The 19,354-nt window shown below is 46.7% G+C and carries 18 protein-coding genes and 9 tRNA genes; 25 read left to right on the top strand and 2 right to left on the bottom strand.

All coding sequences use genetic code 11. From position 1 onward, the window contains the following. Nucleotides 1–63: 63 nt before the first annotated feature. From ychF to CEQ32_RS10630, 8 genes are all read left to right on the top strand, one after another. Entirely contained in the window at nucleotides 64–1,155 is a 1,092-nt protein-coding gene (gene ychF, locus CEQ32_RS10665; RefSeq protein WP_037431408.1) for a redox-regulated ATPase YchF, read from the top strand. A 207-nt stretch (nucleotides 1,156–1,362) separates the two neighbouring features. Beyond that, nucleotides 1,363–1,439 (top strand) — tRNA-Met (locus CEQ32_RS10660). 54 nt (nucleotides 1,440–1,493) lie between these two features. Beyond that, nucleotides 1,494–1,578: transfer RNA gene (locus CEQ32_RS10655), tRNA-Leu, on the top strand. A 45-nt stretch (nucleotides 1,579–1,623) separates the two neighbouring features. Next, a tRNA-Gln gene (locus CEQ32_RS10650) sits at nucleotides 1,624–1,698 on the top strand. Between the two features lie 22 nt (nucleotides 1,699–1,720). After that, nucleotides 1,721–1,795 (top strand) — tRNA-Gln (locus CEQ32_RS10645). A gap of 1 nt (nucleotide 1,796) precedes the next feature. Further along, a tRNA-Met gene (locus tag CEQ32_RS10640) sits at nucleotides 1,797–1,873 on the top strand. An 81-nt stretch (nucleotides 1,874–1,954) separates the two neighbouring features. Then, nucleotides 1,955–2,039, top strand: a tRNA-Leu gene (locus CEQ32_RS10635). A gap of 35 nt (nucleotides 2,040–2,074) precedes the next feature. Beyond that, nucleotides 2,075–2,149 (top strand) — tRNA-Gln (locus tag CEQ32_RS10630). 290 nt (nucleotides 2,150–2,439) lie between these two features. On the opposite strand, the gene CEQ32_RS10625 is transcribed toward CEQ32_RS10630, so the two are convergent. Further along, on the bottom strand, nucleotides 2,440–3,075 hold the full coding sequence (locus tag CEQ32_RS10625) for a hypothetical protein (protein WP_047540206.1): 636 nt from the start codon (nucleotides 3,073–3,075) through the stop codon (nucleotides 2,440–2,442). A gap of 411 nt (nucleotides 3,076–3,486) precedes the next feature. Between CEQ32_RS10625 and CEQ32_RS10620 the strand changes: the two genes are divergently transcribed. The 7 genes from CEQ32_RS10620 to secF all read left to right on the top strand — a co-directional run bounded on the left by CEQ32_RS10620 (nucleotide 3,487) and on the right by secF (nucleotide 10,147). Then, entirely contained in the window at nucleotides 3,487–4,083 is a 597-nt protein-coding gene (locus CEQ32_RS10620) for a PepSY-associated TM helix domain-containing protein (RefSeq protein WP_088585995.1), read from the top strand. A 16-nt stretch (nucleotides 4,084–4,099) separates the two neighbouring features. Continuing rightward, nucleotides 4,100–4,612: a DUF2271 domain-containing protein gene (locus CEQ32_RS10615; RefSeq protein ID WP_192959168.1), complete on the top strand. Its 513-nt coding sequence runs from the start codon at nucleotides 4,100–4,102 to the stop codon at nucleotides 4,610–4,612. A 29-nt stretch (nucleotides 4,613–4,641) separates the two neighbouring features. Further along, entirely contained in the window at nucleotides 4,642–5,460 is an 819-nt protein-coding gene (locus CEQ32_RS10610; RefSeq protein WP_088585993.1) for a DUF4198 domain-containing protein, read from the top strand. Nucleotides 5,461–5,725: 265 nt separating this feature from the next. After that, a complete protein-coding gene (greA, locus tag CEQ32_RS10605; protein ID WP_011071421.1) occupies nucleotides 5,726–6,202 on the top strand; it encodes a transcription elongation factor GreA in 477 nt (158 codons plus the stop codon). 295 nt (nucleotides 6,203–6,497) lie between these two features. Beyond that, nucleotides 6,498–7,007, top strand: a complete 510-nt coding sequence (locus CEQ32_RS10600; protein WP_088586976.1) for a hypothetical protein — start codon at nucleotides 6,498–6,500, stop codon at nucleotides 7,005–7,007. Nucleotides 7,008–7,385: 378 nt separating this feature from the next. After that, a complete protein-coding gene (secD, locus tag CEQ32_RS10595) occupies nucleotides 7,386–9,260 on the top strand; it encodes a protein translocase subunit SecD (protein WP_088586975.1) in 1,875 nt (624 codons plus the stop codon). Nucleotides 9,261–9,262: 2 nt separating this feature from the next. After that, entirely contained in the window at nucleotides 9,263–10,147 is an 885-nt protein-coding gene (gene secF, locus CEQ32_RS10590) for a protein translocase subunit SecF (RefSeq protein WP_088585992.1), read from the top strand. Nucleotides 10,148–10,204: 57 nt separating this feature from the next. On the opposite strand, the gene yhbY is transcribed toward secF, so the two are convergent. Beyond that, nucleotides 10,205–10,504: a ribosome assembly RNA-binding protein YhbY gene (yhbY, locus tag CEQ32_RS10585; protein ID WP_011716136.1), complete on the bottom strand. Its 300-nt coding sequence runs from the start codon at nucleotides 10,502–10,504 to the stop codon at nucleotides 10,205–10,207. A 90-nt stretch (nucleotides 10,505–10,594) separates the two neighbouring features. Here yhbY and rlmE point away from each other — a divergent pair, with 90 nt between their 5' ends. From rlmE to nusA, 10 genes are all read left to right on the top strand, one after another. Continuing rightward, a complete protein-coding gene (gene rlmE, locus CEQ32_RS10580; protein WP_023268281.1) occupies nucleotides 10,595–11,224 on the top strand; it encodes a 23S rRNA (uridine(2552)-2'-O)-methyltransferase RlmE in 630 nt (209 codons plus the stop codon). Between the two features lie 29 nt (nucleotides 11,225–11,253). After that, nucleotides 11,254–13,227, top strand: a complete 1,974-nt coding sequence (gene ftsH / locus CEQ32_RS10575) for an ATP-dependent zinc metalloprotease FtsH (RefSeq protein WP_192959160.1) — start codon at nucleotides 11,254–11,256, stop codon at nucleotides 13,225–13,227. A gap of 158 nt (nucleotides 13,228–13,385) precedes the next feature. Beyond that, nucleotides 13,386–14,219, top strand: a complete 834-nt coding sequence (gene folP / locus CEQ32_RS10570) for a dihydropteroate synthase (protein WP_055647287.1) — start codon at nucleotides 13,386–13,388, stop codon at nucleotides 14,217–14,219. A gap of 74 nt (nucleotides 14,220–14,293) precedes the next feature. After that, on the top strand, nucleotides 14,294–15,631 hold the full coding sequence (glmM, locus tag CEQ32_RS10565) for a phosphoglucosamine mutase (protein ID WP_055647286.1): 1,338 nt from the start codon (nucleotides 14,294–14,296) through the stop codon (nucleotides 15,629–15,631). Between the two features lie 193 nt (nucleotides 15,632–15,824). After that, the gene (gene tpiA, locus CEQ32_RS10560; RefSeq protein ID WP_011071430.1) at nucleotides 15,825–16,607 is read left to right on the top strand and encodes a triose-phosphate isomerase; all 783 of its coding nucleotides are present in this window, start codon (nucleotides 15,825–15,827) and stop codon (nucleotides 16,605–16,607) included. A 1-nt stretch (nucleotide 16,608) separates the two neighbouring features. After that, entirely contained in the window at nucleotides 16,609–16,941 is a 333-nt protein-coding gene (secG, locus tag CEQ32_RS10555) for a preprotein translocase subunit SecG (RefSeq protein ID WP_011716140.1), read from the top strand. Between the two features lie 11 nt (nucleotides 16,942–16,952). Then, nucleotides 16,953–17,039 (top strand) — tRNA-Leu (locus tag CEQ32_RS10550). 83 nt (nucleotides 17,040–17,122) lie between these two features. Further along, nucleotides 17,123–17,199: transfer RNA gene (locus CEQ32_RS10545), tRNA-Met, on the top strand. 168 nt (nucleotides 17,200–17,367) lie between these two features. After that, nucleotides 17,368–17,823, top strand: a complete 456-nt coding sequence (gene rimP, locus CEQ32_RS10540) for a ribosome maturation factor RimP (protein WP_055647285.1) — start codon at nucleotides 17,368–17,370, stop codon at nucleotides 17,821–17,823. A 29-nt stretch (nucleotides 17,824–17,852) separates the two neighbouring features. Beyond that, nucleotides 17,853–19,352, top strand: coding sequence for a transcription termination factor NusA (gene nusA / locus CEQ32_RS10535; protein WP_037415246.1), 1,500 nt, complete (start codon nucleotides 17,853–17,855; stop codon nucleotides 19,350–19,352). Nucleotides 19,353–19,354: the final 2 nt, after the last annotated feature.

The raw sequence follows: 19,354 nt of genomic DNA, 5'->3' as shown, positions 1-19,354 counted from the left end.
GTGCGACTAAAACTTGCTGGTGAGTGTGACTTGCCAGCCAATCATCGAGAGAAAGGTAAGAATATGGGTTTTAAATGCGGCATTGTTGGTCTTCCTAACGTAGGTAAATCAACGCTTTTTAATGCGTTAACTAAGGCTGGCATCGAAGCGGCAAACTTCCCGTTTTGTACCATTGAGCCAAACACTGGTGTAGTGCCTGTGCCGGATCCTCGTTTAGATGCGCTGGCGGCAATTGTTAATCCTCAACGTATACTGCCAACCACTATGGAGTTCGTGGATATCGCTGGCCTAGTTGCAGGCGCTTCTAAAGGTGAAGGTTTAGGGAACAAGTTCCTTGCTAACATCCGTGAAACCGATGCTATTGGTCATGTGGTACGTTGTTTTGACGATGACAACATCGTTCACGTTGCAAATAAAGTGGATCCTGCTCGCGACATCGAAGTGATCAATACCGAGTTGGCGCTTGCCGACTTAGATAGCTTAGAGCGCGCCGTTATTCGTCAGCAAAAACGTGCTAAGGGTGGCGATAAAGACGCTAAGTTTGAGGTTGAGGTTCTTGAGAAAATGCGTCCAGTGCTCGATGAAGCCAAAATGCTGCGCTCGATGGATCTTTCTAAGGAAGAATTAGAAGCTGTTGCTTACTTAAATTTCTTAACCTTAAAGCCAACCATGTACATTGCCAACGTGGCTGAAGATGGGTTTGACAATAACCCACACTTAGATGCAGTGCGTGCCATTGCTGAAAAAGAAAACGCCATTGTGGTTTCAGTGTGCGCTGCAATTGAATCAGAATTGGCTGAAATGGATGTTGAAGAACGCGATGAGTTTATGGCAGACCTTGGGTTAGAAGAGCCTGGGTTGGATCGCGTAATCCGTGCGGGTTACCAGTTATTGAACCTGCAAACTTACTTCACTGCGGGCGTAAAAGAAGTGCGTGCTTGGACCGTTTCTGTAGGCGCGACTGCACCACAGGCGGCGGGCGTTATTCATACCGACTTCGAACGTGGGTTTATCCGTGCACAAGTGGTGGCATTTGACGACTTTATTGCCTATAAAGGTGAAGCTGGCGCCAAAGAAGCGGGTAAATTACGTGTAGAAGGCAAGACTTATATCGTTCAAGATGGCGATGTGATGCACTTCCTGTTTAACGTATAAGTTAGTCATTATTGGGCTAAGCTGTAGAAAGTTAGGCAAAATACGGGCAACAGAGGCTGATTTAGTGCATCTGTTGCTCAGTTTGGTGAAGTAATAGCCGAACGGTTTGTATCAAGGAAAATAGCGAAAAAAAGCTGTTGACCTCGATACCTCGAATAAGCATAATACGCCCCGTTCCTCGCTACGAGGGGCGCGCAATAACGAAGTGGCAATGTAGCTCAGCTGGTTAGAGCACAGCACTCATAATGCTGGGGTCGCAGGTTCAAGTCCCGCCATTGCTACCATTTCGTTATACTAGCTTTTGCTAGCATCGCTTCAGGATGTAAAATTGAAACTGTGCGGGAATGGTGAAATTGGTAGACACGCCAGATTTAGGTTCTGGTGCCGCAAGGTGTGAGAGTTCAAGTCTCTCTTCCCGTACCATTATTTTAAACATCTGCGTTAGCGGGTGATGAAACAAGTTTTAGTTGGGGTATCGCCAAGCGGTAAGGCACCGGGTTTTGATCCCGGCATACCTAGGTTCGAATCCTAGTACCCCAGCCATCATTTCATGTTTCTCAGTTTTTGGGGTATCGCCAAGCGGTAAGGCACCGGGTTTTGATCCCGGCATACCTAGGTTCGAATCCTAGTACCCCAGCCATGGCAATGTAGCTCAGCTGGTTAGAGCACAGCACTCATAATGCTGGGGTCGCAGGTTCAAGTCCCGCCATTGCTACCATATTTAAATCCACGTAAATCAATTGGTTTATCTGGTAAAAATCCAGAGATGCTTGTATGAGTGAATCTGGTACATTTTGATGCGGGAATGGTGAAATTGGTAGACACGCCAGATTTAGGTTCTGGTGCCGCGAGGTGTGAGAGTTCAAGTCTCTCTTCCCGTACCATCAAAATGCAACCTTTACGGTTAAAACAAGTTAATTGGGGTATCGCCAAGCGGTAAGGCACCGGGTTTTGATCCCGGCATACCTAGGTTCGAATCCTAGTACCCCAGCCATAATTAAAAAGCCCGTCCTTTGACGGGCTTTTTGCTTTCTGTCGTTTGTATATGCTTGTCGATTCATCCTCTGGTTACTTCGCTATTTTTCAATCTTCTTCTCCATTGTTAGTGTGTTATGGCATTGCTGAGTGTTTTGGCGATATGAGAATGACTAATGGCTAAGATGCACTTAATTGGCTTAGACAGGTGTTTATAGAGATAAAAAGCCACAGTGTTCAATAAACACTGTGGCTAACACCGATAAAAGTGAAATGCGACTAAAAAGCTCGCCGAGCGTTGAGTCGTGGTTATTGTACGGGTTTTACTTCTTTAACTGCTGTGGGAGCTGCGACTTCGTTCACCGCTTTTTCAAGCACCGTTTCCTGTGTAGCTTTTACATCGCCTGTGGCAACCGCTTTTAGGGGCGCAGCTGCTGGGATTTGTTCTTGCAGTTTTTCCGTGCCAGCTTCTATGGCCTTTTGCTGCAGTTTTTGCGGATCCGTATAGTCAGCCAGTTCTTTTGGCCAGCTTGGAACGAGTTTCTCTGCTTGATTGGTAAACTGCTCAGAGATAATTTTTGGCGAGCCACCCGTTAATAACATCACTGCCATTTGGTTGGTTTCTGAATTCCATACAAATCCGGCTTTTTCGGCCATTTCAGGCACGGGAGTATAAGTCGACACCATATAAAATAAGGGGCCTTCCTGTTGAATTTTGTCGGCAGTTTTTAACAGAGATACTGTGGTCTCATAGTTATCACCGAGTAGCGACTTCATACGATCTTTAATGAGAGGCTGTTCGAATAGCCCGACATCATTAGGATTTAATCCTACGAGGGGTTTTAGCAGTGCCCACATCAGTTGGCCTTGAGGCGACATTAACAGCAGTGGAGCAACACAGGCGTTTAGCATTAATGCGAGCCAAATAATGTTAAGGCAACGCATTTTTTTGAGCAGAGTTGTACCCAAGATGATATTTCCTTTGGAAGTACCAGCAAGTCGCCGGCGGCGGATTGTAGCCGATTGTGATTCTGTAAACGAGAGGGGGAAGAGGGTAAATTTTAAGTGTGATTTTAAGTCCAAATGTTGCTTTTTATCTATATGAATTAATTGTAATTCTCCAAATGTTGCAAAGTATCTTTATTCGAGAGTTTGTCTCCCTTCAAGTTATACCAGTGCTGCTTTTATCTAACGCTACCGTATTGAGTATGTAAAGATTGTAAACTTGGTGCTTTTTGATAATAAATATCATTTACTATCAGCCCATTAATTTTATTTCATACAGGCACTAAGTTCTGCTGTGTTTTGGCGATTTTAGGCAGCAATCCCTGAAATACCTTTTTTGAGAGTCAGTCGTTGAAATTTAAAGTCAGTAAATCATCTCTTTCCTACGCACGCATTATCCATGTCTACGTCTCAATGGCGTTGCTTTTGTTAATGCTATTTTTCGCGATTACGGGGATCACCTTAAATCACCCCAATTGGTTTTCGTCTGCGGATCAAGAGCCACTGCGCGAGCAGTTTGATATTCCCAGTTATTTAATTCCCACTGCGCCTCAGGAGCCAGAGTGGCGTTTAGCTGCGGGGCATTGGCTTAAAAGTCAATGGGATATGGATATTACCACTGCCGATATCGATGAGGATGAAATCAGCCTAGTGAGTAAGGGGCCTGGTACCTATCGCACAGTCACCCTCGATCTGCTCGACGGCAAAGCCTATATCGAGACCTTAGATTATGGCGTTGTCGCAGTGCTAAATGATCTGCACAAGGGCCGTAATACTGGAAGTGTCTGGGCTTGGGTACTCGATCTTTGTGCGCTGTTGATTATTTTGTTCTCACTCACGGGTGCTTATTTACTGTTACCTCAAACCAAAAGACTAAAAAAATCGTTGTTTTATATGGTGATCGTCAGCTCTGGCTGCGCACTTGTTTATGTTTATTTTGTTCCATAGGGAGAGCCGATTGATGATGCGTCATCTTATTCGCACCACCGCTATCGGTGCGTTGTTTGTGAGTTCTGCGGTATTGGCCGCACCGAAAATGACCGTGGATTTAACCTTGCCAGAAATTACCGAGGGCCAGTATCACAGACCCTATGTGGCTGTATGGGTTGAGGATGCCAAGGGCCAAACCGTTAAAACCATAAGCCTATGGGTATGGGATGAAGGCCATAAATGGCTCAAGGATATTCGTCGTTGGTGGCGTAAAGCCGGACGTGAGGATATGAGCTTTGTCGATGGTATCGCCTCAGCAACACGTCCTGCTGGCCACTACAAAATTAATTGGGACTTAAAAGATGATGCAGGTAAACCTCTTGTTCCTGCCTCCTACACGGTGTTTATCGAAGTGGTGCGTGAGCATGGTGGCCGTGATTTGGTCAGACAAAACTTTGATTTATCGGCGGGGGATTTTACCGCTCAATTACCCGCCACCACTGAAACTGGCGTTATTGATATTCGCTTAAGCGGCATGACTCGCTAAGCCTAGTATTTAACGAAAAGGATATGAAGATGAAATTACGTTTTGTTGCCTTAGTTAGCGCACTGTGCATCAGCCCATTTGCCAGCAGCCATGACCGCTGGATTCTACCTAGCCACTACAATGTGTCGGCAGAAAGTAATGAGGCAGTTTGGATTACTTCTGATGTTTCCGCTAGTAACCAAGTGTTTATGGTTGATAAGCCTGTTACGGCCAGCGATGTGAAAGTGTATTTACCCGATGGCAAGTCGAGTTCACCAAGTTCGAGCTACACTGGCGGCCGTAAATCGGTTTTCGATGTGCAGCTCTTACAAGACGGCACCTATAAGTTCGAGAAAGAAGTTACGCCTCGGTATTTTTCGGTTTACAAAGTCAAAGGAAAAGAAGAGGTAGTGCGTAGTCGTCTTGATAAAAAAGCGACCGCAGCTGTCATGCCAAAGGATGCCTATGATCTTAAAGGCTCATTAACCGTTGCTAGGGTTGAAACCTATGTGACTCGCAATAAACCAACCGATAAGGTACTGGCACCTAAAGGTGAATACTTAGAATTAGTACCTATCACGCATCCTGCTGATATTGTTGAGAATGAACCTGCAACACTGCAATTTGTTTATGATGGAAAGCCCGTTGAAGGCGTCAGCGTAGCCATTATGAAGGACGGTAGCCTATATCGTAACAAGCCAGAGGAAATTAGCTTAACCTCTGATAAAGATGGTAAAGTGGCGATGACGTTATCTGCCGCTGGCCGTTATTTATTACATGCCTCTATCGAGCGTCCAAGCCCAGATAAATCCCTTGCCGATAAGACGGTAAGCGAAATCTTTTTGACCTTCGAAGCAGGGCTTGAATAAGCTAACACTTTATTACTAAAGTGATTAATGCCCACAAACTTAGTTTGTGGGCATTTTTGTTTTTAGCTCTTGCCGTAATTAAGATCGCACTATCATTCTTTACTACTAGCATCTGGGCGCTAGCTTCAGTAAGCTGCAAGGGTGCACAGTTCTTGATGCATCCCACGCGCATAACGATTAGAATAGCGCTATTCCACCCTGATTTTACTGTGTTGACCTTAGCGTCGGCACGGGTTGCTTTTGTTTAAAGGAGACGAAAGAAGTTATGACTAAGGTTCCTATGACAGTTGTCGGTGCAGAACAGCTGCGTAAAGAGTTAGATATGCTCAAGTTTGAACGTCGCCCTAAAATCACTGAAGCGATTGCCTCAGCGAGAGAATTAGGCGATCTGAAGGAAAACGCTGAATACCACGCAGCCCGTGAAGAGCAAGGTATTTGTGAAGCGCGTATCCGTGATATTGAAGGCAAACTTTCTAACGCGCAGATCATCGATGTGACTAAGATGGTGAACAACGGTCGTATTATTTTTGGCGCGACTGTGACTATCTTAAATCTCGATACCGATGCTGAAGTTACCTACCGAATCGTAGGTGACGATGAAGCCAACATCAAAGAAAACCTGATTTCAGTCAACTCTCCGATCGCCCGAGGATTAGTGGGTAAAAATGAAGGGGATGAAGTGTCTATCACGACCCCCGGTGGTTTGACCGACTACGAAATTATTTCGGTGCAATATATCTAAGCCTTTATATCATAAGGTTATTTACCATTGAAAGCCGCTTTTAGCGGCTTTTTTATGTCTTTTTGATACTTAACACGTTGCGCAATAAGTCTCTTTGCAGTGCAAACTTAGCAAGATGGATAAAGTTTAATTTGCCTCTGAGTTGGCAGTTACTTAAGCTGCATGCTTGGAACTTTCTATGTTTTTAATAAAGCTATTCAAGAAAGCGTTGTTTTTCCTGTAAACATTTTTCACGTAAATTGCTGCGTGCACCATTTAGGATCTGAGTTTGATTAAGTTTTGGCGCCAAGGATTAATGTTACTCTGTGTGTCGATCATTTTGATCGCCCATTCGAGTGGCTATGCGCCGCGCAGCTTAACCGCTCAGCATTTTGCGCCTAAAACAGTAGTGACAACTGTGCTGACAGCCGATACGCCGTCAATCGCAGCGCAAGAAAATACGACATCGCGCCATTCAACTGAACAATCGACTGCGAGCGAGAGTCAAGCGGTTTGCATTGCTTCTGATAAGGTGCAAGCCTCCGATTGTTCCGAGTCTGAATTCGTTAGTCATTCTGACGATTTTAATTTTGCCCCGGTTAACTCCCAGCGCTTTATCAATCTTGTTCAGCATGATATGCGCGAAGTGAAGCCTGTTTACCTGTTGGCCTTTGAGTTCGAACCCGAGCCTGCGCCCGCATTAGGGGAAAATATTCGCCTCGATGCTCGCCCGGATTGGACCCTCTTAGCCGAATCTTCACCCGCGCGGATCTCCGGCTGGAAAGTCTCCAACCTCCAATATCGCTTTAGTCAGCAAGCCGCTTAACTCACCGCTCCCTGTTGCAAGTTAGCAAGGCTTATCCATAACGATACCGTTTGAGTTTGTTATCTGAACCAGAGGTCGTTAGGGATACCTTTGATTAACTTCGCATTTTGTCATCCGAAACCTGTACCCGATAACCTAGCGTCAAAGCCTGCGGAATGACTGCCGCAGATACAACTGAATTGCATTTGATTTAAACGCATTCGGTTTAGACGGATTTGAATCGGTTATCACCACTGAGTTTGCTGCGTTTAGCGTACTCTTTGTTGAATTCGTGTTTACAGGTTTCACCGTACATACAGTGATTGTTCGCTCATGTTTGAAGGCGTTAATACGCCACTGATTACTATCCGAGCGGACAAAACTATGCGAGTGATATCTATGGATAAAATTCAGAGTAAAAAGCTGCTAAATCATTATTCAGCTTGGAAATACGTTGTGCTAATCGTCACGATTATTGTGATGTTATTTAGCGCTTTACCGACTTGGTATGGTGAAGACGCCGCTGTGCAGGTGGGCGCTAAAGCGGGGCTTAACTTAACCCCTATTGAACTGCGGGATAAATTAAAAGCGCAGGGCGTTGAGGTGAAGCGTATAGAAGTTAAGCATGCCCAACATGGCAACGCCAATAGCTCAGAAGATGGGCAAACCCTTATTGTACTCAATGATGACAGCGAGCAAACCTTAGTGAAGACCTTAGTGTCATCCATGGTGAGTGAGCCGAAAGAACTCACGCTGGCATTGGTGAGTGCTGCGCCGAGTTGGCTGCAAAATATGGGTTTTGAACCGATTAAGCTCGGGCTTGATTTACGCGGCGGGGTGCAATTTTTGCTGGATGTGGATGTACAACCTGTCTACCAAGCCCAAGCAGATGCCCTAGTCGAATCCTTAAGACAATTTTTACGCGAACAACAAATCCGTGGCGCCAGTGTGCGTATTGATAGCACGCGCGATGACGCAGGATTGCAAATAGCAATTGCATTTAATGACGCGGCTCAATCCACCAATAACACACGCTCAACCATTCGCCAGTTTATGCAGCAAAGCTACCCGACTTGGCAATTAACCAATGCGGATAATGGCTTAGTGGTAAAGCTCGCTCAAGAAGAGCAAATTAAATTACGTAATTTAACCGTGCAGCAAAACCTGCAAATTATGCGTAGCCGGATTGAAGAGTTAGGGATTACAGAAGCCTTAGTACAGCGTCAGGGCGAACACCGTATTCGTATCGAGCTGCCCGGTGTCCAAGATCCCGCGGCAGCGAAAAACGTGATTGGTGCGACCGCAAGTCTGGCCTTTTTTGAAGTTAAAGAATCGGGTTCAGTGAACGCACAGGTGCTGAAGGATAAATCTGGCAATCCTGTTTATGTGGCGCGTACGCCAGTATTGGGCGGCGATCATATTGTCGATGCCCGCGCCAATATTGGCGAAATGGGCATGGCCGAAGTGAACATTCACCTCGACCGTATCGGTGGCCAAAAAATGTCGGAGTTTTCCCGCGCCAATATCGGTAAGCCGATGGCAACGTCTTACAGCGAATATAGCCGGGATGAGCAGGGTAAAGCCAAGCAGACCCAAGAGATTATCAGTGTAGCGACCATTCAATCGCAATTGGGGGATCGCTTTAGAATTACAGGTGCTGGAACCTATCAAGAAGCGCAACAATTAGCGCTGTTACTGCGTGCAGGTTCAATGACGGCGCCTGTAACAATCGTTGAAGAGCGTACCATTGGCCCAACCCTAGGCGCCGAAAATATTCAAAACGGTTTTGCTGCGCTCGGTCTGGGTATGGGAATTACCTTGCTGTTTATGGCGCTCTGGTACCGCCGTCTTGGTTGGGTGGCCAATGTGGCCTTGATTGCCAACATGGTTATTCTCTTTGGTTTGTTGGCATTGATCCCCGGCGCGGTATTGACCTTACCAGGCATTGCCGGTCTGGTGTTAACAGTCGGCATGGCGGTCGATACCAACGTACTGATCTTCGAGCGGATTAAAGACAAGTTGAAAGAGGGACGCAGCTTCGCTCTGGCTATCGACACTGGCTTTGACAGTGCATTTTCAACCATTTTCGACGCTAACTTCACCACTATGATCACCGCGGTTGTGCTCTATTCCATCGGTAATGGCCCCATCCAAGGCTTTGCTTTGACCTTAGGTTTAGGTCTGCTGACCAGTATGTTTACCGGTATTTTTGCCTCAAGAGCCTTAATCAACCTAGTGTATGGGCGTGATGCGCGCCGCCATGTGAGGGTATAACTATGAAGAATCTCAATCTGACTAAATGGCGCTATATTTCGAGCGCTATCTCTATCTTTTTAATGCTGGCCTCACTCACTATCATCGGGATGAAAGGCTTTAACTGGGGCCTAGACTTTACGGGCGGTGTGGTGACCGAAGTTCAGCTCAATAAACGGATCACCAGCAGCGAGCTGCAACCGCTATTGAACGCGGCTTATCAGCAAGAAGTGACGGTGATTTCGGCCAGTGAGCCCGGACGTTGGGTATTGCGCTATGCAGACACTGCACAAAGTAATGTTGATATTGCGCAAACCTTAGCGCCACTAGGTGAGGTGCAAGTGCTGAACACCAGTATTGTCGGCCCGCAAGTGGGTAAAGAGTTAGCGGAGCAGGGCGGTCTTGCTTTGTTGGTGGCCATGCTGTGTATTTTAGGGTATCTGAGTTATCGCTTCGAATGGCGTCTCGCCTCCGGTGCGATATTTGCACTGGTGCACGACGTGATTTTTGTACTCGCCTTTTTCTCACTAACCCAAATGGAGTTTAATTTAACCGTGCTCGCCGCCGTGCTGGCGATTTTAGGTTATTCGCTCAACGATTCGATCATTATCGCCGACCGTATTCGGGAGTTATTGATTGTTAAGCCAAAGCTTGCTATTCAGGAGATTAATAACCAAGCGATTGTGGCGACCTTTTCCCGCACTATGGTGACCTCTGGAACCACCTTAATGACGGTCGGAGCGTTATGGATTATGGGTGGTGGGCCGTTAGAAGGATTCTCGATAGCCATGTTTATCGGCATCTTGACTGGCACCTTTTCATCCATTTCTGTTGGTACTTCATTGCCTGAGTTTTTAGGATTAAACTCTGAACATTATAAAGTACAAGTCATCACCGACACGCCTTAAGTGCTAAAAACAAAACGGCCACTCGCTTGAGTGGCCGTTTTGTTTAAGGCTGGAAAATTACTTCGCTCTTGGCAGAGCAATTTTCATTTCAGGCGATTGACGATAAATCACCAGAATATGACCAATAAGTTGCACTTTTGCAGATTGAGTTTCACGTACTATGGCATCAACGATGGCATTTTTTAGCTCTCTATCGGTAGAGGCTACTTTCACTTTAATCAGTTCATGATAAGCGAGTGCGCTTTCAATTTCAGCGAGTACACCTTCAGTCAATCCATTGGCACCAAGCAGCACCACTGGCTTTAAATTATGCGCCAGGCCTTTTAAATGCTGTTTTTGTTTGGTTGTTAAGTTCATTTCTACCAACTTTTGCTGAGTTACTGTTGAAAAACCGCTATTCTACCCTTATATAGCCTTTGTGTAACTCTCAATTGTTGCGGATTTTAAATGTCAGGTAAAAAACGTACGGCCAGTTCCACCCGTTGGATGCAGGAACACTTTGATGATCATTATGTCAAACTAGCACAGAAACGGGGATTGCGTTCTCGCGCTGCGTTTAAGCTTGAGGAGCTCCAAGAGAAGGACCAGTTGATCCGCCCAGGAATGACAGTAGTTGATTTGGGGGCAGCGCCAGGTGGTTGGTCTCAGGTAGCCGTTAAGCTAGTCGGAGACAGAGGTAAAGTTATCGCCTGCGATATTTTGCCAATGGATCCCATCGTCGGCGTGGATTTCTTGCAAGGGGATTTTCGTGAAGAGAAAGTGCTCGAAGCATTGCTAACTCGCGTCGGTGCGGATAAGGTTGACGTTGTATTGTCTGATATGGCGCCCAACATGAGTGGTTCCGATGGTGTCGATCAGCCGCGCGCCATGTATTTAGTCGAACTGGCGTTAGATATGTGTCATCAAGTATTGGCACCTAACGGCAGTTTTGCGGTCAAAGTCTTTCAGGGGGAGGGGTTTGACGAATATATGAAGGCGGTAAAAGACGCATTCAAAGTAGTAAAAACACGTAAACCGGACTCGTCGCGGGCACGCTCCCGTGAAGTCTATCTTGTGGCGACAGGGTACAAGTTGTAGTACCCTAGCGTTAATCATCGCAAGACTTTATGAGGTCTAGTAATTTGAGTGACATGGCAAAAAATCTAATACTCTGGGTTGTCATCGCCGTTGTGCTGATGTCAGTGTTTCAGGGTTACTCCCCCTCTTCTTCGTCATCGCAGAAGATGGATTATTCTACTTTCCTAGACAATGTTCGTGATGGACAAGTCGCCAGTGTTGAAGTGAAAAGTGACCAACGTACTATCGAAGGTTCTAAGCGCACGGGCGAAAAATTCACGACCATCATGCCACTGTATGACCAAGATTTAATTAATGATCTTGACCGTAAAGGCATCACCATGAAAGGCCAAGAAGCCGAAGAATCGGGTTTCTTAACCCAGATCTTTATTTCTTGGTTCCCGATGTTGCTGCTGATTGGGGTATGGATTTTCTTTATGCGCCAGATGCAGGGCGGCGGCGGCAAAGGCGCAATGTCCTTTGGCAAGAGCAAAGCCAAGCTGATGAGCGAAGACCAAATCAAGACCACTTTTGCTGACGTTGCTGGCTGTGATGAAGCCAAAGAAGAAGTGAAAGAGCTGGTCGATTATCTGCGTGATCCAACCAAATTCCAAAAACTGGGTGGCCGTATTCCAACGGGCGTGCTCATGGTTGGCCCACCAGGTACTGGTAAAACTCTACTGGCTAAAGCGATTGCGGGCGAGTCAAAGGTACCTTTCTTCACCATTTCAGGTTCTGACTTCGTAGAAATGTTCGTCGGTGTTGGTGCATCTCGTGTACGTGACATGTTTGAACAGGCGAAAAAATCTGCGCCATGTATCATCTTCATCGACGAAATCGATGCCGTAGGTCGCCAACGTGGCGCAGGTTTAGGTGGTGGTCACGATGAGCGTGAGCAAACCCTTAACCAAATGCTGGTTGAGATGGACGGCTTCGAAGGTAACGAAGGGATTATTGTGATTGCGGCGACCAACCGCCCTGACGTATTGGACTCTGCACTGCTGCGTCCAGGTCGTTTCGACCGTCAAGTGGTTGTGGGTCTGCCGGACGTTCGTGGTCGTGAGCAAATCCTTAAAGTGCATATGCGTAAAGTGCCACTTTCTGAAGATGTGAAAGCAAGCGTGATTGCTCGCGGTACGCCAGGTTTCTCCGGTGCCGATTTAGCCAACTTAGTCAACGAAGCTGCACTGTTTGCGGCGCGCGGTAACCGCCGTGTTGTCGGTATGGAAGAATTCGAACGTGCAAAAGACAAGATCATGATGGGTGCTGAGCGCCGCTCTATGGTGATGTCAGAAGCCGAGAAAGAAATGACTGCATACCACGAAGCGGGCCACGCGATTGTGGGCTGTTTAGTGCCAGAACATGACCCTGTGCACAAGGTCACCATTATCCCACGTGGTCGTGCGCTGGGTGTGACCTTCTTCTTACCTGAAGCCGATGCGATTAGCCAAAGCCGTCGTAAGTTAGAAAGCCAGATTTCGGTTGCCTACGGTGGTCGTTTAGCCGAAGAGCTGATCTACGGCAGCGAAAAAGTGTCTACAGGCGCTTCGCAAGACATTAAATACGCGACATCGATTGCCCGTAACATGGTGACCCAATGGGGCTTCTCCGACAAACTCGGTCCATTACTCTATGCCGAGGAAGAAGGTGAAGTGTTCTTAGGTCGCAGCATGGGTAAAGCCAAGGCTATGTCCGATGAGACTGCGACGCTTATCGATGCTGAGGTGAAAGCCTTTATCGATAAAAACTATGGCCGAGCTAAGCAAATCCTACTGGATAACATCGATATTCTGCATTCGATGAAAGACGCGCTGATGAAGTATGAAACCATTGATTCACTGCAAATTGACGATTTAATGAACCGTCGCGAAGTGCGTCAGCCTGCCGATTGGCAAGCGGATGACAATGGTTCAAACGACAAAGGCAATGGCAAAGGTGAACCTGCCGTTAAAGTCGACGAAGTGGTAAAAACCGCCTCCGTTGAGGCAGAGCTGAAAGATGTCGATGAGTCACCCGTTAAGTAGCGGTTGTTAATTGAAAGAGAACCCCGTTAAGGGGTTTTCTTGTTTTATCTTGCTAGAAAATTGACTGCGCTGTCATTCAATATAAATCAGTCACATGAGTGAACCGCGCAGAAAACGGATAAAACGCGCTAGCAAGCTGTCCCAAATGGAGTCAATGCGTGTTTGAATTAATTGCTGGAACCAAACGCTTATCCTTAGCTTCGCCCGTCGTGATGGGCATTCTGAATGTTACTCCCGATTCTTTTTCCGACGGTGGAAAGTTCTCTTCCTTTGAATTAGCTTGCCAACATGCTGATGAGATGGTCGCCCAAGGGGCGCTTATCATCGACATCGGTGGCGAGTCGACAAGGCCGGGTGCGGCCGATGTCACGGTTGAGGATGAACTCGCACGGGTGATCCCTTTGGTGGAATATGTCGCGAAACACCATGATGTGTGGATTTCGGTCGATACCAGTAAACCAGAAGTGATGCGCCAAGCGGTGAATGCCGGTGCGCATTTAATCAACGATGTCCGCGCATTATTAGAGCCTGGGGCTTTAGAGACCGCGGCACAACTGAATGTACCCATCTGTTTGATGCATATGCAGGGCGCGCCGCGCACTATGCAAACGGCGCCTGAATATCAAGACCTTGTTGCTGATGTGTCTCAATTTTTGACTGAGCGTATTCAAGCCTGCATCGAGGCGGGGATCCCGCGGGAGCGATTGTTAATCGACCCAGGTTTTGGCTTTGGTAAAACCTTAGAACATAACTATGAACTGCTGGCGAAGTTAGAGCGTTTTGAGCAGTTTGAGCTGCCGATATTGATAGGTTTATCCCGTAAGAGCATGATAGGAAACCTCCTTGCTAGACCGACCTCCGAGCGTCTAGCAGGGAGCCTTGCTGGCGCCATGATAGCGGCCCAGAAAGGGGCACATATCATTCGTGTCCATGATGTCCCTGAAACTGTCGATGTGCTGAAAGTGTTACAAGCGACACAGGCATATCTATAAAGGCTATTTTTGTTAAGTATTTCATTAATATTATGATCCCAACCGAAGGGACACATTGAAGTTTGTGGGGCAATATGAGCGAGCGTAAATTTTTTGGAACCGATGGTATTCGTGGCAAGGTAGGTTCAGGCCAGATGACTCCAGAGCTGGCATTAAAGTTGGGTTGGGCTGCAGGGCGGGTGTTATCCCGCAGCGGCACCAAAAAAGTGATTATTGGTAAAGATACCCGTATTTCGGGTTATATGTTTGAGTCAGCTTTAGAGGCGGGTCTTTCTGCAGCCGGCCTGAACGTGATGTTGATGGGGCCAATGCCAACACCTGCTGTGGCATACCTCACTCGCACTTTCCGCGCCGAAGCGGGGGTGGTGATCAGTGCATCCCATAATCCTTATTACGATAACGGTATTAAGTTTTTCTCAACCGATGGCAGCAAGCTGGATGATAACCTAGAGCTGGAAATTGAAGCCGAATTAGAAAAGCCCTTAGAGTGTGTTGAGTCACATCTGTTGGGCAAAGTGTCACGAATTGAAGATGCTCGCGGTCGTTACATCGAATACTGTAAAGGTAATTTCCCTGCAGATCACACATTAACAGGGTTAAAAATTGTCGTCGATTGTGCCCATGGTGCTACTTATCACATCGCACCAGCGGTATTTCGCGAGTTAGGCGCTGAAGTCATTGCCATTGGTGATAAACCAAACGGAGTCAATATTAATGACAAAGTCGGCGCAACGTCCATGGCGAAGATTTGCGAAACTGTTTTGGCCGAAAGTGCCGATTTAGGGATTGCGCTCGATGGCGATGGTGACCGAATTATGATGGTCAACAGCCGCGGTGAAGTTATCGATGGCGATCAAATTCTTTATATCCTAGCCTGTGATGCCAAGGCCCGTGGTGTGTTACGCGGAGGTGTGGTGGGGACGTTAATGTCTAACCTTGGCCTTGATTTGGCACTTCAGGCGTTGGATATTCCCTTTGCTCGCTCTAAAGTGGGCGACCGTTATGTGATGGAGTTACTCAAAGAACTCGATTGGCGCATCGGTGGTGAAAACTCGGGGCATATTCTTAACCTCGACCATGGCACGACCGGTGATGGTATTGTTGCTGGTATTTTGGTGCTGGCGGCCATGCGTCGTCAAAACGCAACCTTAGAGCAGTTAACTGCGCCAATGGAAATGTTGCCACAGGTGTTGGTGAATGTGCGTTTTGAAGGTGAACACGATCCATTAAGCTCTGATAAAGTTAAAGCTGCTCAAGCTCTGGTTGAATCACAACTGGGCGCTCGAGGTCGCGTATTGCTACGCAAATCAGGTACTGAACCGTTAATTCGCGTGATGGTTGAAGGTGATGATCACAATGCTGTGTTAGCGCACGCTAATTTGATTGCAGATGCGGTAAAATCGGCGAGCTAATCAAACCAATCTTTAGTCGAGTGCAGCTGATACCGATTAAAAATGAAGGTGTTAGCTGCATTAATGAGCAGGAACAGGGTTTGGCGTGTAAAAAGTAAGCATTCCAACCTAATATCTGAAAAAATTCGAATTTAGCTATTGTAACTTAATAAGTGGTTCGCTATTATTCACGCCGCTTTCAGAGGAGACAGTGATGGCACTCAGACGTCCTATGGTAGCTGGCAATTGGAAGATGAACGGCAGTGCGGCACTAGCCCAAGAGTTGTTCAAGAAGTTTGCCTCAAAGCTCCAAAATGATTCAGCTGAAGTGGTTTTATGCCCGCCTTCTATCTATCTAGAAAGCGTCAGGCAACTGCTAGAAGCAAACAAGGAAGCGTTAGACGGTTCACTTGTTAGGATGGGCGCTCAAAATTTAAGTCAACATGACTTTGGCGCTTATACCGGAGAAGTTTCGGGTCAGATGCTTAAAGATTGCGGATGCCGATATGTGATTATCGGGCATTCAGAACGTCGCCGTATGTACGGAGAGACGAGTAATATCGTAGCGGAGAAATTTGCCGCTGCACAAAAGCACGGTTTAACCCCCATCTTATGTGTGGGTGAATCGGGTCCAGCACGTGAAGCAAGACGTACCTTTGAGGTGATTGCAGAAGAGCTGGACATAGTGATCCAGAAAAATGGCACTATGGCTTTTGATAACGCCATTATCGCTTACGAGCCATTATGGGCTGTAGGGACTGGTAAGAGTGCGACACCAGAGCAGGCACAAGAAGTACATGCGTTTATACGCAAGCGTCTCTCTGAAGTGTCTCCGTTTATCGGAGAAAATATCAGGATTTTGTACGGTGGCAGTGTGACACCGAGTAATGCAGCAGATTTATTTGCCCAACCTGATGTTGATGGTGGACTGATTGGCGGTGCCAGTTTAAACTCTACCGAGTTTTTAAGTCTGTGTACCATAGCGATGAGCGCATAATATGTATGAAGTTTTAGTGGTTGTTTACTTGTTGGTTGCATTAGGTTTAATTGGCCTAATCTTAATCCAGCAAGGTAAAGGAGCTGATATGGGTGCCTCTTTTGGTGCCGGTGCATCAGGTACCTTATTCGGTTCAAGCGGTTCAGGTAACTTCCTGACACGGACAACGGCGATTCTTGCCATTGCGTTTTTCACGTTGAGTCTGCTGATCGGCAACTTAAGTGCAAACCACGCAAAAAATGAAGATGCATGGAAAAATTTAGGTGCTGATGAACAGGTTACCCAGCCAGTTGATCAAGCAACCGAAAAGTCAGAAACCAAAATTCCTGACTAGTAAAAGGTGTCGCCGAGGTGGTGAAATTGGTAGACGCGCAGCCTTGAGGTGGCTGTGTCCTAACGGACGTGCGGGTTCAAGTCCCGCTCTCGGCACCATAATTAAACTAAGTAAGTCCAAACAAGAACTGACTTAGTTATTGCAAGCAAAGACGATAGTCAATATACTTGCACACAGTTGACGCGGGGTGGAGCAGCTTGGTAGCTCGTCGGGCTCATAACCCGAAGGTCGTCGGTTCAAATCCGGCCCCCGCAACCAGCTCCTAGTAATGAATGTTGTTTAATTCATTATGGTTTACAGGTTCTTGAAGCTAATAACCTCGTCATTACGGGGTTTTTTGTTGTCTGGGACTTTTAAATTTGTCGTATTGTTTACGGCGTTTTACTAGGGCTATTAAGCCCTTTTTTGTTTTTTCGGGGGTCAAATTTGGCAACATTAGAATCCAGACTGGCAGACATGCTCACAGTGCCTGTGGAAGCACTCGGCTTCCAACTTTGGGGCATTGAATATGTTCAAGCGGGTAACCATTCAGTCCTGCGCGTGTTCATTGATGGTGAGAATGGCATCAATATCGAAGATTGTGCCAACGTAAGTCGCCAAGTCAGTGCTGTGCTCGATGTTGAAGACCCTATTTCTACTGAATATACCTTAGAGGTTTCTTCGCCTGGTGTAGATAGACCGCTGTTCACTGCTGAGCAATATGTGTCCTATATCGGCGAGGATGTCAAGCTTCAACTGACTATGCCTGTCGCGGGCAGTCGTAATTTAAAAGGCGCCATTACTCAGGTTGACGGTCAAATGCTGTCGGTGAAAGTAAATGGTAAAGAGCTGGTTGTCGCCTTGGATAATATCCGTAAAGGCAACATCATCGCAAAGTTTTGATGGTTTCAAGGTGAACGAGGCAAGACAAAATGAATAAAGAGATTCTGCTAGTCGCTGAAGCGGTTTCAAATGAAAAGGCCGTTCCACGCGAGAAGATTTTTGAAGCGCTGGAGACTGCTCTGGCTACCGCTACCAAGAAAAAATACGAAGGTGATATCGACGTTCGTGTTGCTATCGACCGTAAAACTGGCGCTTATGAAACTTTCCGCCGTTGGATGGTAATTGATGACAACGGTGTTGCGTTAGAAAATCCATACCGTGAGATTACGCTGGAAGCAGCACGTTTCGAAGATCCAGAGATTCAACCAGGTGAATTTATTGAAGACCAAATTGAATCAGTGGCGTTCGATCGCATTACTACCCAAACCGCTAAGCAAGTGATCGTACAAAAAGTACGTGAAGCTGAGCGTGCGCAAGTGGTTGAGCAGTTCCAAGATAAAGAAGGTGAGCTGATCACTGGTGTCGTTAAGAAAGCAACCCGCGAAAGTGTAGTTGTGGACTTAGGCAACAATGCTGATGGCGTATTATTCCGTGAAGACTTGATTTCACGCGAATCTTTCCGTCCTGGTGATCGTGTTCGTGCATTGCTTTACTCTGTTCGTCCTGAAGCGCGTGGTGCGCAGTTATTTTTAACTCGCACTAAGCCTGACATGCTGATTGAGCTGTTCCGTGTTGAAGTGCCGGAAATTGCCGATGAACTGATCGAAGTGATGGGCGCGGCGCGTGACCCTGGTGCTCGCGCTAAGATCGCAGTGAAATCGAACGATCGTCGTATCGACCCAATTGGTGCTTGCGTTGGTATGCGTGGGGCACGTGTGCAAGCGGTATCGAATGAACTCGGTGGTGAGCGTGTTGATATCGTATTGTGGGATGATAATCCAGCACAATATGTGATCAACGCCATGGCGCCAGCTGATGTGGCTTCTATCATCGTTGATGAAGACAATCACTCAATGGATATCGCTGTTGAAGCGGAAAGTTTAGCTCAGGCCATTGGTCGCAATGGTCAAAACGTGCGTTTAGCGACTCAGTTAACAGGCTGGGAACTGAACGTGATGACAGTGGAAGACATGAATAAGAAACACCAAGCCGAAAGCGCTAAGGTGAAGAGCTTATTTATGAAATCTCTGGATGTAGATGAAGATTTTGCACAAGTACTGGCTGATGAAGGTTTTACTTCGCTCGAAGAAGTGGCTTATGTACCTGTGTCAGAATTATTGGCAATTGATGGCTTTGATGAGGATCTCGTCGAAGCATTACGTGAACGTGCTAAGGCTGCGATCTCAACTCGAGCGCTCGCATCCGAAGAAGCACTAGATGGTGTGGAGCCAAGTGAAGAGTTATTAGCACTTGAAGGTGTTGAAAGACACTTAGCCTATGTTTTAGCGAGCAAAGGTATCGTGACTCTAGAAGACTTGGCTGAACAAGGCATTGATGATTTGATCGAAATTGAAGAATTGACAGAAGAAAAAGCAGGTGAGCTGATCATGGCTGCCCGCAACATCTGTTGGTTTGGCGAAGAAGCATAAGT

The sequence above is a fragment of the Shewanella sp. FDAARGOS_354 genome (assembly GCF_002209245.2).
GTDB lineage: Bacteria > Pseudomonadota > Gammaproteobacteria > Enterobacterales > Shewanellaceae > Shewanella > Shewanella xiamenensis.
This window is presented reverse-complemented; position numbering and strand designations above follow the sequence as displayed.

What these genes read in the sequence shown, in the direction of transcription:
- ychF (WP_037431408.1), top strand. Translation starts at nt 64, where the DNA reads ATGGGTTTTAAATGCGGCATTGTTGGTCTTCCTAACGTAGGTAAATCA.
- CEQ32_RS10625 (WP_047540206.1), bottom strand. Translation starts at nt 3,075, where the DNA reads ATGCGTTGCCTTAACATTATTTGGCTCGCATTAATGCTAAACGCCTGT.
- CEQ32_RS10615 (WP_192959168.1), top strand. Translation starts at nt 4,100, where the DNA reads ATGCGTCATCTTATTCGCACCACCGCTATCGGTGCGTTGTTTGTGAGT.
- CEQ32_RS10610 (WP_088585993.1), top strand. Translation starts at nt 4,642, where the DNA reads ATGAAATTACGTTTTGTTGCCTTAGTTAGCGCACTGTGCATCAGCCCA.
- greA (WP_011071421.1), top strand. Translation starts at nt 5,726, where the DNA reads ATGACTAAGGTTCCTATGACAGTTGTCGGTGCAGAACAGCTGCGTAAA.
- CEQ32_RS10600 (WP_088586976.1), top strand. Translation starts at nt 6,498, where the DNA reads ATGTTACTCTGTGTGTCGATCATTTTGATCGCCCATTCGAGTGGCTAT.
- secD (WP_088586975.1), top strand. Translation starts at nt 7,386, where the DNA reads ATGGATAAAATTCAGAGTAAAAAGCTGCTAAATCATTATTCAGCTTGG.
- secF (WP_088585992.1), top strand. Translation starts at nt 9,263, where the DNA reads ATGAAGAATCTCAATCTGACTAAATGGCGCTATATTTCGAGCGCTATC.
- yhbY (WP_011716136.1), bottom strand. Translation starts at nt 10,504, where the DNA reads ATGAACTTAACAACCAAACAAAAACAGCATTTAAAAGGCCTGGCGCAT.
- rlmE (WP_023268281.1), top strand. Translation starts at nt 10,595, where the DNA reads ATGTCAGGTAAAAAACGTACGGCCAGTTCCACCCGTTGGATGCAGGAA.
- ftsH (WP_192959160.1), top strand. Translation starts at nt 11,254, where the DNA reads ATGAGGTCTAGTAATTTGAGTGACATGGCAAAAAATCTAATACTCTGG.
- glmM (WP_055647286.1), top strand. Translation starts at nt 14,294, where the DNA reads ATGAGCGAGCGTAAATTTTTTGGAACCGATGGTATTCGTGGCAAGGTA.
- tpiA (WP_011071430.1), top strand. Translation starts at nt 15,825, where the DNA reads ATGGCACTCAGACGTCCTATGGTAGCTGGCAATTGGAAGATGAACGGC.
- secG (WP_011716140.1), top strand. Translation starts at nt 16,609, where the DNA reads ATGTATGAAGTTTTAGTGGTTGTTTACTTGTTGGTTGCATTAGGTTTA.
- nusA (WP_037415246.1), top strand. Translation starts at nt 17,853, where the DNA reads ATGAATAAAGAGATTCTGCTAGTCGCTGAAGCGGTTTCAAATGAAAAG.